The sequence below is a fragment of the Bacillus sp. BC08 genome, from assembly GCF_054326875.1.
In genome coordinates this window covers 23,651-41,265 of sequence record NZ_JBTGPA010000027.1, presented here as the reverse complement: position 1 = coordinate 41,265, position 17,615 = coordinate 23,651, and the positions used below count along the sequence as shown (strand labels likewise).

Below are 17,615 nucleotides of genomic sequence, written 5' to 3'. Positions count from 1 at the left end.
AGAAAAAAGACAATCGCACAAGTGTGCGGTTGTCTTTTGTATAAGTGCTTTATTTTGAGAATAACGCTTTAATTTTATTACGTGTTACTAATAAAACGCCGCCTAATACAGATAACATACCTAAAGCCATATTATTTGATTGCTCACTACCAGCGTTAGGAAGTTCTTTAGCATTATTGTTTGTGTTTGTAGTACCAGTCTTTGTTTCAGTTTGTTTTGATTGAGATACTTCATTAATTTTGTTATCTACATTTTGCTTCGTTGTATGTACCTCAGCTAATTTGTCTTCAATTTTTTTCTCAGTATGTTTAAAGTCGTTGATTTTAATATCTAAGTCTTGTTTTTTCTTTGTTAAATCATCTGAAACAGTTTGTTTCGCTTGTTTTATCTCGTTAATTTTATTTAGTAATTCTTCTCTAGCTTTTTGTAATTCAGCAAGTTTGTTTTTTACATCTTGTTTAGCTAGTTCTAAGTTAGCGGAAAGACTATCTAAATTGCCTTTAATTTTCTTAAGTTCCTCTAACGTGTTACCAGTATTCGGCTTATTTTCTTTTAGCTCAGCAAGTTTGTCCTCAGCAGTTTGTTTTGCTTTCTTTAACTCAGCTAATTTTTCATCTACCTGTTTTTTAACTTCCTTAAGTTCATTAACCTTTTGATCGATGTTCTCTTTATGTTGCTTAATTTCATTCACTTTTTCATCGACAGTTTGTTTATGTTCTTTAATCTCATTCACTTTGTTATCGATATTTTGTTTATGTTCTTTAACTTCAGCAACTTTGTCTTCTACTTGTTTTTTATGCTCTTTCATTTCAGCGATTTTATCTTCGGCGATTTGCTTGTCTTGCTGAAGTTTTGCATCTAACTCTTCTTTACGTTGTTTAATCTCATTGATTTTTTCATCAGCAATTTGTTTACGCTCATGTAGTTCATTAACCTTCGTATCAACATTTTCCTTAACTTGGTTAAGTTCATTCAATGTTTGATCCACGTTTTCTTTGTGCTGCTGCAATTTCGCATCTAACTCTTGTCTATGTTGCTTAATTTCAGCTAATCGATCTCCCGTACTTTGCTGAGGAGTAGCATCAGTTACTTCCGCATGAGCAGAGTTTGCGCCAGCAATCATTGCTAAAGCTAGTGTAGACGCAGCAATTGTTTGTTTTGTTTTCATATTTTTGTACCTCTTTCCTATGAATGCACTCTATTGTGTAAAATTGAGCATATAATAATAGATTATTACATCATTATATACCATGTACGATGTCTAGAGGAAGTATTTGCATAATAATCTATCATTATGTAATTCTCATAGTCTCCTATTTTGGAGTAGGGGACAAATCTTTAACAAGATGCACAATTTCTTCTATAGTAAGGTTTATATCCTTGCTATTGCGAATAACAAACAAATAATCAGCCTCGTTTTCTATAGGATCTACTACATCTTCTTGTAGTGATTCAGACTGTTGTCGATCGAGTACTTCTTTGAAACTAGAATAACTGCCTCTAAAAATATTCGTACTTCGCGTGCTTCGAGCTACTCTTTCGTAAAGTACATCATCTGGAATATCAAAATGAACGAGTATGCGTACATAGTCTTCTTTTGGAAACAATTCATTTAGTAAATACATCCGGCCATTTCGGCTTCTATTTGAGTTGCAAATAATAAGGTGTAAATTTGTATGTTCTTTTGCATAATCAACAATGAATTTCGAAAGACCGTGTTTAAAGGTGTTGGCGCCTTCAGCCGGCTGTAATTTTTCATAATGCGAGTTAATAAATTCTGCTTGGTTATCTTGATCCATAACGAAAGAGTGGGGTAACTCTTTTTCTAGTTCTTGAGCAAATGTAGTTTTTCCGCTGTGTGTTTTTCCTACGGTAATGATCACTAATCGTTTCATATTGGCCTCCATATGTATTGTTATAATTTGGAACATTCTGTGTGGATCGACAATTTTCCTGCTAGAGAATATACAAATTGTTGGAGTGATAGCAGGCTGAAAAACTTGACAAAAAAACTTATTTATGCTATAATTTACCAATATAAAAATAAAGTGTATAATAGGGTTCTCCTGGCCAGGGGAACCCTATTTTTGTTGTGAAAATGAAGGAGTGTATGTGCGTGAAAAAAGGTGAAGCAAGTGTAACGTCGCTAGTATCAGCTTTCGGAAGGGCGTATCATAGTGAATTTGATCGTCCTAAAATCTTTGATGATTATGTAGCTAAAGATTTCATTCCACAAAAGGAACATAACGATATTGAAATGAACATGGTTCAAGGAATACATTTTTTTAATACAGACATTGCAGAGAAGTTTCAAGACAATCCACAAGAAATATTAAAATGGATTACACAAGTTCAATTATCACCAACACCTTTGGCACGCGCGGCATATTGTGAAAGAGTATTACTACATGAGATTACATTAGGAGCAAAACAATACGTCATACTCGGTGCAGGCTTAGACACATTTAGTTTTAGACACCGAGAGTTAGAAAATAAAATAGAAATATTTGAAGTGGATCATCCTTCTACGCAAGCGTTTAAAATACAAAGAGTGAAAGAAGCAGAGTATGAAATGCCAAGCAATCTTCATTTTGTTTCGATGGATTTTACTAAAAATTTCTCGAAGCAAGCATTAGTACATGAAGGATTTGAAAACAAAAAGACTTTCTTTAGCCTATTAGGTGTTACGTACTATTTAACGAAAGAGGAGCTTTCTAGTTTAATAGAATACTTATTCGAGATGGTTCCAGAGGGGAGCTCTATCGTATTCGATTATCCGGATGAAAACTTATTTACTGAAAAAGGATTGTCCAATCGAGTTGAAAATATGGTGAAAATGGCTGCAGTAGGCGGGGAACCGATGAAATCGTGTTTTTCTTATACCGAAATGGAAGCACTGTTAGAGAAGGCGGGCTTACTCATTTATGAGCACTTATCACCAGAGGATATCCATACATTATATTTTGAAGGACGAAACGATTATTTAAAAGCTTTTGAGACGGTGCATTACGTGCATGCAGTGAAGAAGTAGCCGATTAGTAGGCATGGGGAGAAATCTCTGTGTCTTTTTTTTGTATTAAATTCACTGCTCTCGAATAAAGAACAGTAACCCCCTAAGTATGTAGAACTTTGATTTTTATTACAATTTTGTAAGGTTAAGTAATAAAAATCGATAGAATGGGATATTAGAATGGGATACTCTGATTGATGGGTAGAATATTCTGAAAAAGGGGTAGAGCAAATGAAGAATAGGCAAAAAGCATCGATAATATGCAAAAGTATTTTATGTTTAATGATTTGTATATTCATTACGAATGAAGCATGGTTTACAAATGTGGTGAGGGCAGAATCGGGCACGTTGACTGATAGAAGTATAGAGGATTTCAAAAAAAAACTGGATGAACAGGTACCAAAATGGCAGGAGAATTATGAGGTACCAGGGGTTGCAATAGGGATTGTACATGAGGGGCGTATTGCTTATACACTTAATTACGGTTATGTAGACAAAAAGACAAAAAAAGCGGTGAGTGATGATACATTGTTTCAAGCTGGTTCCATATCTAAAAACCTTACAGCGTGGGGAATCCTACATCTTGTAGATGAAGGTCGTTTATCACTAGATGATCCCGTTGGAAAATATCTGATCAAATGGAAATTACCTAATTCAGAGTTTCATAATAATGAAGTCACAATAAGAAGATTGTTAAGCCATACAGCAGGGCTGTCTGCACATAAAGGTTACCTCGGGGTTGCACCAGGGAAACATCTTGACTCTATTGAGGAGTCTCTGTCTGGAAAAGGAGGGCTTAATGAACCAGTGGAGGTTACCAATAAACCAGGTTCAGAAACAATTTACTCTGGTGGCGGATATACAATTTTACAACTTGTAATGGAAGAGGTTACCGGAATACCGTTTGATCGTTATATGGAAGAACAAATTATGAAACCTTTAGGAATGAAATCTAGTTCATTCTTACAACGTCCTGAAAACCATAACCTGTCGAAAGCTTATGGATATTTTGGAGAGGAGCTCCCTAGTTATCAATTTACCGAACAGGCTGCTGCAGGTCTTAAGACAAATGTTACCGATATGATGACATTGATACTTGCAAGCATGGATGCAAATAATAAAGGTAATGGTGTCATCAAAAGTGAACGTGTTACGGAAATGCAAAAGCCGGTATTAGGGGAGAATGGTTTAGGTATATTTGAAAAAAAACTATCTAATCAATGGAAATTACTTTATCATTCTGGTGACAATCGAGGGTGGCATTCTTTTTATGGTTTCATTCCTAATACAAAGGATGGATTGGTAATCCTTACGAATAGTGAAGGTGGTATAGACTTACGACAGGATATTTACCACGCATGGATTGAATATGAAACGGGAAAATTACCTGAAAGTTACTTCTCTCTAGTTGAGCAGAGAAAAAACAACTCTATTACATCAATTGTTATTGGAGCCACACTTGGTTTATATTTGCTGCTATTTGTAATTAGATTGTACAAAGGTAGAAGGACTTTCATTTTTAAGCAAGAGAAGAAATCCTACATCGGATTAGTAGTTAGGACATTTTTACTTAGTATTACTGCTATCCTCGTTTTTTGTGCTGCCTATTTGTGGAGAATTTTCAGCTTGAATTCTGGTAATACAATAAATTTTATTCTAATAATGGCATGGATGATAACATTATTAATTAGTGGCTTTTTCCCGAAAATTAGAAGTAATAAAAAACAACGTATGAAACGAAAAGATTTAACATCAAAATTTACATGTATGTAATGTTAAAGGCTAGAAAGCTAGATTGGCGTGAAGCTCGAATTGTGGGTTGCAATGAAAAGACAAAATCTCTTAAAAAACTCTTAATTTTTTATCCAATCTACCTTTACAATCCCTCCCTATAATGTGAAGTGGACAAGCACCTAAGAGAAAGCAGAACATGTCAGTTTGTACAATTATTTATTAGGGGGAGAATTTGTATGAAAAAGACAGTTGCTTCGTTAGCAGTTATGGCGGCATTATTGCCGACGTTTTCAGTTCACGCAGAAGGGAAAGAGCAAGTCCGAAAATCAGCTACAACTTTTAATGTTATTAGTGATATTCAAGGGGACTTAGGGGATTTTGACCACGTATTAAAAGATATGAACAAAGTGATGCCACTTTCTAGAGCACTTATTATGAATGGGGATATAACGTCAACTGGACAACAGTCACAATATGATGATGTGAAGCGTGTGCTAAACACAAATAAGCATCCAGAGAATGTATGGTCAACTGTGGGGAATCATGAGTTTTATGCTGGTAAATGGACAGTTGATGGAAAGCTCTCTCAAAGTACATGGCCAAATGGTGTAACGGAAGAAACGCTATTCAACCGTTACTTACAATTTAGTGGGCAAGAAAAGGTGTATCATAAAAAAGAATTAGACGGTTATCCGCTTTTATTTTTAGGAACTGAAAAATATATGAAATACCACGATTCAAAAATGTGGGATGAAGTATTTATGAGTGATGAGCAATTAGGTTGGTTAAAACAAAATTTAGAAGAATATAGTCAAAAAGATAAAAATAAGCCAATTTTCATTTTCTCTCATCACGTTTTACCTGATACAGTATCTGGATCAAGACAATCACCGTACTTACAAGATTATTTAAACGTCGATAAGTTGTACGATATATTAAAAGACTATCCGCAAGTTGTTTTCTTCACGAGTCACACGCATTGGGATTTAAACTTGCCAGACTGGGCTGGTAAAAAGAAAATTGCAGGCGGAGATAAAAAAGGATTTACCGTAGTAAATACAGGCGGAATTGAAACGGGCTGGATGTCAGCTGGACCAAATGGCGGAGAGAAGACTGCTCCTGATGGTTATTCATTTAAACAAGGGCTACAAGTGAAAGCATATGGTAACGACGTAATTGTAACAGCTTACGACTATAAACGTGATAAGGATATAAAGAAGCTATTAATTAGTGATGCGAAGGTCGCACAAATGGCACCAAATGTAACCGCTGATGATAGTAAAAATATAATCGTCGGTGCAACGGAGTATATGGAGTACTCTGTAGAAGGAACGAGTGAGTGGAATACGTATAATCCAGGGAATCCACCAAAATTTGATGGGGATAAAATTGTATACGTACGCCATAAAGGCGAAATGAATTTAGAACCAGGATTAACGCAGCTTCTTCGATTTTCGGCAAATAAGTGATTGGAAGAGGGCCCACTTTTTAATGTGTGGGTCTTTTTGTGTTGTCGCTTTTTGTCGATAAGTCGATATATTGAAAAAATCGTTGATATATTTCAAGTTATGAACGATATATGTGAAAAATCGCCGATATAAATTTCATGTACCGTAATGAAATTTATATCTTTAATGCAATTTCATGCACCAAAACCGAATTCCAATACATTTTTCCTCCAGAAAGGTGACTTCATCATTTTTACATGTAATAATAGTATCGTTACATACATTGTGAAAGAAGTACAAAGGAGCGTTATTAATGAATTTAGCTAAATTCCCGAGAAAAAAATATACAGAATCATATACACCAATTGAAAAATTAAACAATTTTTCTGAGGCACTTGGCGGGCCGACTATTTATTTTAAGCGAGATGATTTACTTGGTTTAACAGCTGGTGGTAATAAGACGAGAAAGTTAGAGTTTCTAGTTGCGGATGCACAGGAAAAAGGGGCAGATACGTTAATTACAGCTGGTGGTATTCAGTCAAACCATTGCCGTCTAACACTTGCAGCTGCAGTAAAAGAAAAAATGAAATGTATTCTTGTATTAGAAGAAGGGCTTGAGCCAGAAGAGAAGCCAGACTTTAACGGAAACTATTTCTTATATCATTTACTAGGTGCTGAAAATGTAATTGTTGTACCAAACGGAGCAGATCTTATGGAAGAGATGCATAAAGTAGCGAAAGAAGTTAGTGAAAAAGGTAATACACCGTATGTAATACCAGTTGGTGGATCAAATCCTACTGGTGCAATGGGGTACGTTGCTTGTGCGCAAGAAATTATGGCACAATCATTTGACCAAGGAATTGATTTCAGTACAGTTGTTTGCGTAAGCGGTAGTGCTGGTATGCACGCTGGTTTAATTACTGGTTTTGCTGGAACACAAAGTCACATTCCTGTAATCGGGATCAACGTAAGTAGAGGAAAAGCAGAACAAGAAGAGAAAGTAGCAAAACTTGTAGAGGAAACGTCAGCTCACGTTGGGATTCCGAACTTTATCCCGCGCGAAGCTGTAACATGCTTTGATGAATATGTAGGACCAGGTTATGCGTTACCAACGCCAGAAATGGTGGAAGCAGTTCAATTACTTGCGAAAACAGAAGGTATTTTACTGGATCCAGTGTATACAGGTAAAGCGGTAGCGGGACTAATCGACTTAATTAAAAAAGGTATATTTAATAAAGAAGACAACATTTTATTCGTACATTCAGGTGGTTCACCAGCTTTATATGCGAATACGTCTCTATTTGCGTAAGTGTGAAAAGCATTGGGTATCCAATGCTTTTTTTGTTATATAATGGGATTTTAAGAAGGTGAGAAGGGCGTATATAAGTTTAAATATAAAATGGATTATATATACGATACTCAGCATTTCTATTTTACTAATTTTATTTGTGGCTTATGGAGTTTATTTATATTTCACTTAAGTGAAATGGTAACCAAACCAAAGGAAAAATAAAATGATCGCTGTGTTAAATAGAGTAAAACATAACCCGATAATGGCTAAAATTTTTTTCTCAGCTCGGCTACAAAAAGAGATGACCGCTAATAGGATTGCTATAACAGCGGAAGCTAATATGAAGTAGGCGAAAGGCACGACATATTCTACTCCAACTCGGTCTAAAATAGGTGAGAAGAGAAAGAGATTAATAGTAACGAATATACTTACAATGAGAAACGTATAACTTTTCCAAGTGTATGTTTGTAACTGCATAGAACGACACTCCTTTCTCTTTATTATTTATATTTTTAAGTTTAAATTAATTACCTTTATTTTACAAATTGAAATATTTTGTATTGAAAAGAGGGTATTAATATGAAATTTAGAAATTGGCCTCTAGTTATTATTAGTATCTGCATGTTCATAATAACCGGCTGTTCAAATGGACTAGAAAATGAAGATCAAAGAATCGAAGTGCAAAAACGTATGGTTGATAATGAATATGAAGATCTTAAGGTAGTGACAGATAATAATGAAGTGTTGCAAGTAAAGAAAATATTAAATGATACTACTTTTGAAAATAAAAAAGTGGAAATGTCTCGTCCAGCTGATTACCACTTTATTTTTCAATTTAAAAATCCGAAAATAGAGGCGAAAGCTGTGTTGTATCAAATTTGGATAAGCACGAATAAGGATAAAGTGGAAATTAAGGCGGAGGATAATCGGTACGCTCAATTAGAAGGGAAACATGCAGCCACGTTGTTTCAGATCGTTACAGGGGAGAAATTAGCTGAATAAACGTATATGGGGTTATAGGAATTCAGTTCGTATTTTTCATTTTGAGAGATAATTAGTTTTCAACAATAATAGCTATATATTTATATTGGAATAAATATTGAGAATCGGATAAAATGGAAATTGGACATTGACTTGATGAGCATAGGTTTCTACGCTTATAAGCAGATTCATGCACCTTAAGGTGTGCAGTAATCTGCCAATGAATAATAAAACTAGGAAATATATTGTTTTTACAAAGATTCGATGTTATGTTTAATTTTCTTAATATAATATTTCCCTTATATAGGAGTGGCTATTTGAAGAAGTTAATATTATTAGTTTTATTGGCTACATGCTGTCTCACCATTGCAGGATGTTCTAATAATAGGATTACACCAAAGGATGAGTCTAAAACTTCAACACCTGTAAAGGTTAAACGTATCAATAAAGCGTGGTACAAACATATATAATAGTTCAAAGAAACTTGAAATTGTTGATGAAAAAGATTATAAGGTGAAATTAGTTAGGCCGATAGTAATGTTGTGAAACCTGGCGAAAAGCAGGGAGCATGGTTTGCATTTAAATGTATAAAATATGCGACATTAAAATATTCACAAAAAAGAGTCTACATGTAGTCCCTTTTTTGTGGATATTTTTCATAAATAATAGACATCCTATGGTGCCTTTCTCTGATTTGAACTATCCGAAAAGTATTTTATCAAGTTAAGTAGTATCGTTCTTCAAAATTCTGCGAATGCGAAGGGCACGTAATAGCTCGATTGTTGTGATCCTTTTTCACTTTATCTATCATCTTTATATATCTTACTATTAAAAAATCTAACTTTAATCGATTAAATGAGATGAAATCTGGTAAAAACAATGAAATTTTAGGAAAAATAAGGTACACTATTCAATGGTTTTGGTTTAAAATCAATTGACGTTTATGTATACGGGGGAAAGATTGATGAACAATAATACAGTAAATGAATCTGTTGAAGAAGTTGAGAAAAAACGGGTAAGATCAAAAAAACGTTTTACAAATTGGAAGTTAATCGCTGCGGGTGGCGGTGTAATTGCACTTCTTATTGGGGGAATGAGTTATTATCAAGCAACTCACTTCAATTCAAATGTTACGATTAATGATACAAAAGTCGGTGGTTTGAGCGCTGATCAGGCAATACAGGAATTAAAAACATCTGGATTAGCGAATAAAGTCTTTATTGATCAACAACAAATTTTAGATGAACAAGATACAAAAACAGAACTGACGGAAAAAGATTTGCCACAAGTTAAGAAACTATTAAAAAGCCAGTGGACATTTTTCCCTTCCTCAAAGGAAAAAGATTATTCATTGTTACCGAAAGAAGCGGATCAGTATCGTAGTGAAACGATGAAAAAACTTGTAGAAGAAAAGCTTGTTTCTATGAATGAAGATTTAAAAGCGCCTCAAGATGCTATGGCGAAGCTCGAACAAGGAAAAATTGTTATTTCGAAGAGCGTTGATGGAAAACAGTATGATGTTACGAATCTACTAAAAGATTACGATAAGCAGAAGCATAAAAGCGAAATTCATCTGAAGTCTGCATACATACAGCCTATTAAAGAAGACGATCCAATCATCAAAAAAGAAGAGAAAGCATTACAGAATCTTCTTCAGCAGTCTGTTGAGTATAAAGTGCAGGATGAAGTGTATTCATTAAAAGCGAAAGATCTAATTCAAAATGCGTCTATGTCAAAGGATATGAAAGTGACAATCGATGCGAACGACATTAAGAATAAGATTACCGAAATTAATAAGGCAAAATCTACATTACATAAAGACTTCGCTTTTAAAACACATTCTGGTTCAGTCATATCAGTAAAAGGACAAGGGTATGGTTGGGCATTAGATGTTGAAAAAGAGACAAAACAAGTTCAAGAAGCCTTTGAGAAAGGCGGAAAATCGCTTTCTGCTTCTAATATTCACGGGAATGGTTGGGAGAAGGAAGGGATCGGCTATAAAACAACATCGAATAATGGCATCGGAGACACATATGCAGAAGTTTCCATTGCAGATCAACAAATTTGGATTTATAAAGATGGGAAATTAGTCGTTACCACAAATGTAGTAACGGGTAAACATAGCACGGGTGAAGATACATCACCAGGTGTGTGGTATGTTTTATATAAACGAACTCCATACACGCTGAGAGGTAGCGCAGTAGGGAAAGCTGATTATGCAGTTAAAGTAGATTACTGGGTTCCATTCACAAATAGCGGCCAAGGATTCCATGATGCAGGCTGGCGAAAAGACTGGGGAAATAATGCTTATGTAACAGGGGGATCAGGTGGTTGTGTGAACCTTCTTCCTAACGTTGCAAAAACTGTGTATGATAGTTTGAACACATATGATCCAGTTATTGTGTACTAGAAAATAGGTACGTATCAAGACAAAAATAAAGCAGGAAATTTTACTTGATGGTATAGGAAAAAACACCTCTTGAATTCGCATACGAAGTATGTAAATTTAATGGAGGTGTTTTTTAGTTTGACAACAAAAGTTCATTGCTTATAAGAAACAGGTATTCAAATAGTCAATAAAATTGACGTTGAATATCATTTTCATTTATTATGGAAACGTCGCATTTAATTTAGACATGACTTTTTTATTCATATAATAGATTGCTAATAAGTGTCCCATTTAAGAATTAAAACGTAGGAAAGGGAATATAAAAATGAACTGGAAAAAAGGCGGATTATGGATTATTATTTTTTTCATTGTAAAAGGTACAATTTCTACACTTTTAATCGTTACAGGCGCTAAATATTTTGATTTGTCATTTATGCAGATTTTCGTACTAATACTGATTTTATTACTGATTTCTCTCATAAGTCGAAAATTGCTGCATAGACATAAACAAAACAAAAAGCAAAAAGAGCTAAATGTATAATGAAGCCCCAGAAACCTTTGGATTTCTGGGGTTTTATTTCGATATTTTTCCATATGCATATGAACTTAACAGAACAGGTTGTCCAAAATGATAAAATCGATGCTGTTTAAAATGCGTCGATTACTTTTATATAAGGATTAAAGAATCTTTATTCTGGAGCTACAAACATTCATAAATTATGCTCGTTTTTCAATTGGTAGTTTAAAGGTAAACGTACTGCCTTCCCCTAATTTACTTTCAACCGTAATTTCTCCTCCATGTAGTTCGACAATCCATTTTACCATCGACAATCCTAAACCTGTGTTTCCGGTGCTTGAAGATGTTCTTGCTGCGTCAACTCGATAGAAGCGGTCCCATATTTTCGTAATATGTTGCTCGCTGATACCTATGCCATTATCGGAGACTTTACCTATTATGTTGGTTTCATCACGGAACAGTTGCATATGCACAGTGCCGTTCGCTTTGCTATAAGCAATCGCATTCGTTAGTAAATTCATTAATAAACGCATCATCAATGTTTGATCTGCTTTCATAAACAGGTCTTTCTCTATATGAGTTGTGATATCAATCGATGCTTCTTGAACCATTAATGAAAGCTCTTCTACAACGATTTCCGTTAATTCACTCATATTGATACATTCAAATTGAAAAGTATTATGGCTTCCTTGGTCAGCTCTTGCTAATAGTAAGAGTTGGGATAGTAGCGCGGACATTTTACGTGATTGCTTTAAAATTACTTCTAATGATTCTTCCATTTCTTTTGGATTATTCCTCTGCGATAAAGCGTATTCGCATTGCGAAATAATAACAGATGTTGGTGTTCTTAATTCATGAGATGCGTCAGATGTAAATTGTTTTTCACTTTCAAATGATGTTTCCAATCGCGCAAACATTTTGTCAAAGGTTTGTGCTAAATGATACATTTCGTCTTTCGGTGAACCTTGTAAATGAATTCTCTTCGAAAGGTCTTTACCATCACCAATTTTACTAGCTGAATCACTCATTTGTTGCACAGGTCGAAACGCTCTTTGCGTAATAAAATATCCTCCGACTGCCGCAATGAGAATAAGTAATGGAAATGAGATGAGTGTTACTACAATAAGCGTATTCATCGTTGATGATAATTGGTTCATAGTCATTATTCCACGAATCCAGACTTGCTCATCGCCTCCTGCATTATGGAGAAAATCATAGACTATCCATTCTTTATTACCGTCTTTAATAGTTTGTATTTCATCGGATTTAAGCGATATCTTTTTATTAAAGCTTGTTGGACTATTTCCTGCCAGCAACTCACCTTGTTTATTAAAAATGATGATATTTACTCCATCTTCAAAGGTTTCAAAATCATCGTCCATCTTTAATTGTCCATGCTTATATTCGATATCTTCCATGCTTTCTTTTACTGTGCTTTTCAATTGATTCTTCATATTAAAAAGCAAAACTTTATCCGAAGAAGTTAAAATAAAAGCTAACACGAGTGCCATAATAATTACAATTAGCCCTGTATACCACAGGGTTACTTTCATTTTGATTGATAGTCTTTTCATGATTCTACTCGCAATACGTAACCAGTTCCTCGTACTGTATGAATTAACTTCGTTTCAAACTGGCTATCAATTTTTTTACGAAGATAGCGGACGTAAACATCAATAATATTCGAGCCACCTTCATAGTCGTAATTCCACACATGTTGCTCTATTTTATCTCGTGTCAACACAACTTCTTTATTACGAATCATATATTCTAAAATAGCAAATTCTTTACTGGAAAGAGTGATAACCTGGTCTCCTCTTGTTACTTTATGCATATTGCAATCTACCACTAGGTCAGCGATTTCAAACACATTAGATGTGTTTCCTGTATTTCTTCGCATTAACACTCGAATTCTTGCTAGCAGTTCGTCAAAAGCAAACGGCTTTACTAAATAATCGTCCGCACCTAAGTCGAGTCCTGTTACACGATCATCAATTGTATCTTTAGCTGTAAGAAGCAAGACAGGAGTTATATTATTGTCTGCGCGTAATCTTTGTAATACTTGCAAACCATTTATTCCGGGAATCATAATGTCAAGCACAATCAAATCGTAGGTAGTCATGTTTATATAATCCAAGGCATCTTCTCCATTCCCACATGAATCGATACTATAATGTTCTGCATTTAATCGTTTTACTAATATATTTTGTAAGTCTTGTTCATCTTCGACAATAAGAACTCGCATTAACATTCTCCTTTTCTTCTTATTAATATGTATCAGTATAATTCCAAAACATTAAAGAAAGATTAGAAACTATTTCATTATATCACTTTATTTTTTTGTACATTAATCTTCCTTTAATGTTTGTTCAGTAATATAAAGGCAAGGATAAGGTGCACATGTAAAGGGAGGAAAACAGAATGAGAAAGTGGATGTTGATTGGAGCAATGTCTTGTTTATTCTTAACAGCTTGTTCTACTCAAGCTGATAACAATACAGAAGTACAACAACTGAAAGTGGAAAATGATACATTGCAAAAAGAAAGTTCTCAACTACAACAAGAACCACACAAAACAGTGCCTGCTACGATTGATACGAAGCAAATACAAGATTTCAAAAACGAAGTCACAGCTATCGTTGAAAAGGCAAATAACACGAAACCAGTTGGAGCAAAAGAAGAAAACTTAAATACGTACTTTGCAGCAAAAAAAGAAATTGATCAATTGGATGACAAGATAGATCTATCCGATAATCAGCTTGAAGCAGATTATCGCGCTGGAACGATAACGATTGAACAATATAAAGCGCAAGAAAGAGAACACGATATACTGGAAGATCAATTAGAGCAAGCAGAAAATGCGCTTGAAGCAAGATTTGGAATAGATGATTAATCATGAAGGAGTGGATGAACATGTTAAAACATAAAAAGAAAATAATGATAAGTATAATTGCTATTTTAGTAAGTGGTATTGCTATTGTTGGTGGATATTATGGTATGGGTTACAATTATGCCAAAAAAAATGAAAACTACACAGAGAAACAAGTTCGTGAAATTTCTTTAGCACATACAAATGGAGAAATTATTAATGTGAAAAAAGAATTCGAATTAGAAGATGACAACTTAGCACAATCTACATTTGAATATGAAGTGGAAATCAAGACACCTGATAATCTGTTAAATAGTTTAAAAGTTAGTGCTAGAACAGGTACAATAGAAATCAATAATGAGGATTAAAAAAATATCGCATATTTGAAAAAACTCCTAACAAAATTTGTTAGGAGTTTTTTCATGTTTTGTGTTTGGATATTCTCTATTCTTAGCTTGATGGCAATGTGGCTCTACCCCTTATAAACCGTACAAAAATCTTTCAAATAGCTCTAACTTGCACAATGCTTCCCGTTAATATAATACGCTGATTCTGTGAAAACCGTAAATACAACCTCTACTTCTGGAAGTCCAAAATCCATTACATATGTAGTAATGGCCTTGGCAAATCGATCACGAATTTCCTGTCCACGCTCGAACCATTTCACTTCAATAAGAGGAAACGCTTCTATTTCTTCTCCATTGAATACAAACGTAGAACTTGGTAGTTCCAACGTAAAATTATCCGTACCACACTCACAAATCTCTGCGAGCTCTTCTACTAATGGCTTGCTTATGCGTTTTAATTGTTCAGTAGTAATTCCACGAAATACAACATGCGGCATATGAATCCCTCCGTTAAATAGCTTTATATTTGCTCACATCATAACACAATTTATTTTACTGCACTAACATCTATTGGTACATTTCAATGACATTCTTAAGAATGGTCATATGTTATTGAAGCAATACATGTATTATAACTATTTAAAACATTTGAGAGCTCGGTAATTGGGTAAATAAAAAAAGCCTTATCGTTCTCTCTGTGAGGAGGCATGAGGGGAGGCCTCTGTTAGGAAAGGGATAGTGCGTTTATATATTTTAAAAAGAAAAGACACCCTAAGGTGCCTTCCTCCGACTTGATAACCACTTTAATTTTAATAACATTGGATTCCCATACTCATCAAGTTAAAAGCTCATACCACCCCCAGAACGTTTTTTGTACAGCACCGAGGATTATCCTGTTTTGCCGCTCCAGATGAAAAGTTAAGTTATGCTTATGCGATGAACAAAAATGGATTTGGCATGGCCAATGAACGAAGAGAACTTGCACGAATAAAAGCTCTTATACGGTTGCCTCTGAAAAATGAAAATACGTAAATAGTTGGAAATATTTTTATGTTGTAAGGTTTTTAGTTATGAATAATGGAATAAATATTAAGTATTCAACAGTTCAAATAAAACGAGTCATCTTTGTATTTTAAGAAAAAAGATGACTCGTTTTATGCTAAAATTCACTTAGTGTATATTTTCGTTAAAATGTGGGTAGGCCCCCTTTTAGCAAAACCGGAGTGGAAATGATGAGTATAAACAGTTTTGTGGGATTGATAAAGGATGAATTATTAAAAGAGGTAAGCATAAGAAGTGAGGATAAGTTCGAGCCTGTAGTAGTTAAAGATATTCCTAGACTTTGGAAGTGTTTAGGCATGGGGAATTATGCCGCAGTATTCATGCACAAAGAATACAAAGATTGGGTAGTGAAAGTTTACGCACGAGAAGGAGAAGGAATTGAAAAAGAGTCGGAAGTATACCGAAGAATCGGAAACCATCCTTCTTATTCGAAGCTTATATATAAAGGAGAAAATTTCATAGTATTGAAACGTTTAAAAGAAATTACCTTATACGATGCTATTCATAAGGGGATTAAAATTCCTAAGCAGGTGATTCTTGATATTAATGAAGCTTTAGAGTATGCAAGGGAACAAGGATTAACTCCTTGTGATGTTCACGGGAAAAACGTGATGATGGAAAATGGAAGGGGATATGTAGTCGATGTATCTGACTTCTTAAAAACAAAAGAAGATAGTAAGTGGAGAGACCTAGAAAAGGCATATTTTACATTTTATTTGCCTTTCATTTATAAATTTCCATTCCCTATTAAAATACCGTATTTTATGTTAAACATTGTTAGACGTTCGTATAGAAAATATAAGAAACTTTCAAAGAAATTCAAATGGTAAAAGATCCACATATTTATCTTTAGGTTAGATAAATGAACCACTAGTAAACAAAAGGACCGTACATTTTAGATATGTCTAATATGTACGGTCCTAATTTTATGCAATTACTTATTTTTTTCTTCAAGCCCTTTATTCTTTTTTCTCTAACTTTTCAATTCTTCTTTTCAGAAAAGAAATGACAGCATTTTGATTGTTCTCGTTTTACTTAAACTTAGAGTCCACAAATGCTTTTTCTTGTTGATTTCGCAAGAATTGATGCGTTCTTTGAGCTCTGTATGGTTATACAGTGTGGTTTTACTCACTCCGGCTTCTTTCTGTCACACTCTTGAAGTTAATTATATTTTTCTACGTACTAAATAAAAAGATAAGGCCCCCATAATAACAGGTGCAACGAAATCAAAGAAATGGGAAAAATGAAAAGGAAAAAGAAAAAGAAATGGTATAAGTGTATAGATAACTGCTTGTCCTATAAATACAGGAATTCCGAATTGAAATTCTCTACATCGTTTGATTTTCCTGTATAACACTTCCCCAATTAGACAAGCTACAAGAGCCGGTATACTACCATAAGTGACGATCGTTTTAATGAATCCAAATACAACGTCCGGGTGAATAAAGCTAGGATGAGAAATATATGAAATCAAGAACCATCCAAAAATAAAAGCAAACAGACTTGCAGCATAACTAATTACAAATTTTATCAACGTAATCATCCTCACAGTTTTCTAATAGTAACTCCATTGTATGTCATAACGCATCATTAACAGTAGTCAATGATGCATATAATTTTCGTTTTTGTGGGATTTGCTTTTCTTAACTTGATAACGAGGGTTGAGTCATAAAGTGTGGGAAATCTCTATACTGTTATTAACTCATTAGTTGAAGAAGAATTTGTTCTACAACTCTTAAGTTATTATAATATGAAAAATGAAATTCTCCTTCTATAATTTATCCCGCTTTAATGGGCAGTAAGACCCCCACCTCAAAATGCAGTGAAAACAAAGAATTTAGGTGGGGGTTCAACTGCCCATAAAAGTCCGATTGGTTCAACTAATAATCAGTGGGGGATGAAGAAAACCCCCGCTGATTAAAGTTTCACTTTATTCAAATGAATCAATATCAGCATCTAATGAATTCC

Annotated in this window: 17 protein-coding genes; 10 read left to right on the top strand and 7 right to left on the bottom strand. The window is 34.3% G+C overall.

Going from position 1 to position 17,615, the window contains the following annotated elements; translation table 11 throughout:
• Nucleotides 1–49 precede the first annotated feature (49 nt).
• Together ACXVYO_RS06465 and ACXVYO_RS06460 are read right to left on the bottom strand one after the other, a co-directional pair.
• Nucleotides 50–1,168: an LPXTG cell wall anchor domain-containing protein gene (locus tag ACXVYO_RS06465; protein ID WP_098586246.1), complete on the bottom strand. Its 1,119-nt coding sequence runs from the start codon at nt 1,166–1,168 to the stop codon at nt 50–52.
• Nucleotides 1,169–1,313: 145 nt separating this feature from the next.
• Nucleotides 1,314–1,907, bottom strand: a complete 594-nt coding sequence (locus tag ACXVYO_RS06460) for an ATP-binding protein (RefSeq protein ID WP_458466700.1) — start codon at nt 1,905–1,907, stop codon at nt 1,314–1,316.
• 209 nt (nt 1,908–2,116) lie between these two features.
• Between ACXVYO_RS06460 and ACXVYO_RS06455 the strand changes: the two genes are divergently transcribed.
• The 4 genes from ACXVYO_RS06455 to cuyA all read left to right on the top strand — a co-directional run bounded on the left by ACXVYO_RS06455 (nt 2,117) and on the right by cuyA (nt 7,501).
• Nucleotides 2,117–3,031 carry a class I SAM-dependent methyltransferase gene (locus ACXVYO_RS06455; RefSeq protein ID WP_458466359.1) on the top strand — a complete coding sequence of 305 codons (915 nt, stop codon included), beginning with the start codon at nt 2,117–2,119 and terminating at the stop codon, nt 3,029–3,031.
• A gap of 210 nt (nt 3,032–3,241) precedes the next feature.
• The gene (locus ACXVYO_RS06450) at nt 3,242–4,783 is read left to right on the top strand and encodes a serine hydrolase domain-containing protein (protein ID WP_458466358.1); all 1,542 of its coding nucleotides are present in this window, start codon (nt 3,242–3,244) and stop codon (nt 4,781–4,783) included.
• 197 nt (nt 4,784–4,980) lie between these two features.
• Nucleotides 4,981–6,213 carry a DUF4073 domain-containing protein gene (locus ACXVYO_RS06445; protein WP_458466357.1) on the top strand — a complete coding sequence of 411 codons (1,233 nt, stop codon included), beginning with the start codon at nt 4,981–4,983 and terminating at the stop codon, nt 6,211–6,213.
• Between the two features lie 292 nt (nt 6,214–6,505).
• Nucleotides 6,506–7,501 (top strand): D-cysteate sulfo-lyase, encoded by a 996-nt coding sequence (gene cuyA / locus ACXVYO_RS06440; protein ID WP_458466356.1) that lies wholly within the window; start codon nt 6,506–6,508, stop codon nt 7,499–7,501.
• A 168-nt stretch (nt 7,502–7,669) separates the two neighbouring features.
• On the opposite strand, the gene ACXVYO_RS06435 is transcribed toward cuyA, so the two are convergent.
• Entirely contained in the window at nt 7,670–7,960 is a 291-nt protein-coding gene (locus ACXVYO_RS06435; protein ID WP_458466355.1) for a hypothetical protein, read from the bottom strand.
• 102 nt (nt 7,961–8,062) lie between these two features.
• Between ACXVYO_RS06435 and ACXVYO_RS06430 the strand changes: the two genes are divergently transcribed.
• From ACXVYO_RS06430 to ACXVYO_RS06420, 3 genes are all read left to right on the top strand, one after another.
• Entirely contained in the window at nt 8,063–8,485 is a 423-nt protein-coding gene (locus tag ACXVYO_RS06430; protein ID WP_458466354.1) for a hypothetical protein, read from the top strand.
• Nucleotides 8,486–9,428: 943 nt separating this feature from the next.
• Nucleotides 9,429–10,874: a L,D-transpeptidase family protein gene (locus tag ACXVYO_RS06425; RefSeq protein ID WP_458466353.1), complete on the top strand. Its 1,446-nt coding sequence runs from the start codon at nt 9,429–9,431 to the stop codon at nt 10,872–10,874.
• 304 nt (nt 10,875–11,178) lie between these two features.
• Nucleotides 11,179–11,394, top strand: a complete 216-nt coding sequence (locus tag ACXVYO_RS06420; protein WP_458466352.1) for a hypothetical protein — start codon at nt 11,179–11,181, stop codon at nt 11,392–11,394.
• Between the two features lie 176 nt (nt 11,395–11,570).
• Here ACXVYO_RS06420 and ACXVYO_RS06415 read toward each other — a convergent pair whose 3' ends face one another.
• The gene (locus ACXVYO_RS06415) at nt 11,571–12,944 is read right to left on the bottom strand and encodes an ATP-binding protein (RefSeq protein WP_458466351.1); all 1,374 of its coding nucleotides are present in this window, start codon (nt 12,942–12,944) and stop codon (nt 11,571–11,573) included.
• On the bottom strand, nt 12,941–13,615 hold the full coding sequence (locus ACXVYO_RS06410; RefSeq protein ID WP_458466350.1) for a response regulator transcription factor: 675 nt from the start codon (nt 13,613–13,615) through the stop codon (nt 12,941–12,943). Before ACXVYO_RS06410 ends, ACXVYO_RS06415 begins: the two co-directional genes overlap by 4 nt.
• 176 nt (nt 13,616–13,791) lie before the next feature.
• On the opposite strand from ACXVYO_RS06410, the gene ACXVYO_RS06405 reads away from it, so the two are divergent.
• Nucleotides 13,792–14,262, top strand: a complete 471-nt coding sequence (locus ACXVYO_RS06405) for a hypothetical protein (RefSeq protein WP_458466349.1) — start codon at nt 13,792–13,794, stop codon at nt 14,260–14,262.
• A 20-nt stretch (nt 14,263–14,282) separates the two neighbouring features.
• Nucleotides 14,283–14,606: a PepSY domain-containing protein gene (locus ACXVYO_RS06400; protein WP_458466348.1), complete on the top strand. Its 324-nt coding sequence runs from the start codon at nt 14,283–14,285 to the stop codon at nt 14,604–14,606.
• A 143-nt stretch (nt 14,607–14,749) separates the two neighbouring features.
• On the opposite strand, the gene ACXVYO_RS06395 is transcribed toward ACXVYO_RS06400, so the two are convergent.
• Complete coding sequence (locus tag ACXVYO_RS06395; RefSeq protein ID WP_001120967.1) at nt 14,750–15,082, bottom strand: DUF1904 family protein; 333 nt, start codon at nt 15,080–15,082, stop codon at nt 14,750–14,752.
• Nucleotides 15,083–15,817: 735 nt separating this feature from the next.
• Here ACXVYO_RS06395 and ACXVYO_RS06390 point away from each other — a divergent pair.
• Nucleotides 15,818–16,477 (top strand): serine/threonine protein kinase, encoded by a 660-nt coding sequence (locus ACXVYO_RS06390; RefSeq protein WP_458466347.1) that lies wholly within the window; start codon nt 15,818–15,820, stop codon nt 16,475–16,477.
• A 335-nt stretch (nt 16,478–16,812) separates the two neighbouring features.
• On the opposite strand, the gene ACXVYO_RS06385 is transcribed toward ACXVYO_RS06390, so the two are convergent.
• Nucleotides 16,813–17,190 (bottom strand): hypothetical protein, encoded by a 378-nt coding sequence (locus ACXVYO_RS06385; RefSeq protein WP_458466346.1) that lies wholly within the window; start codon nt 17,188–17,190, stop codon nt 16,813–16,815.
• Between the last annotated feature and the right edge of the window lie 425 nt (nt 17,191–17,615).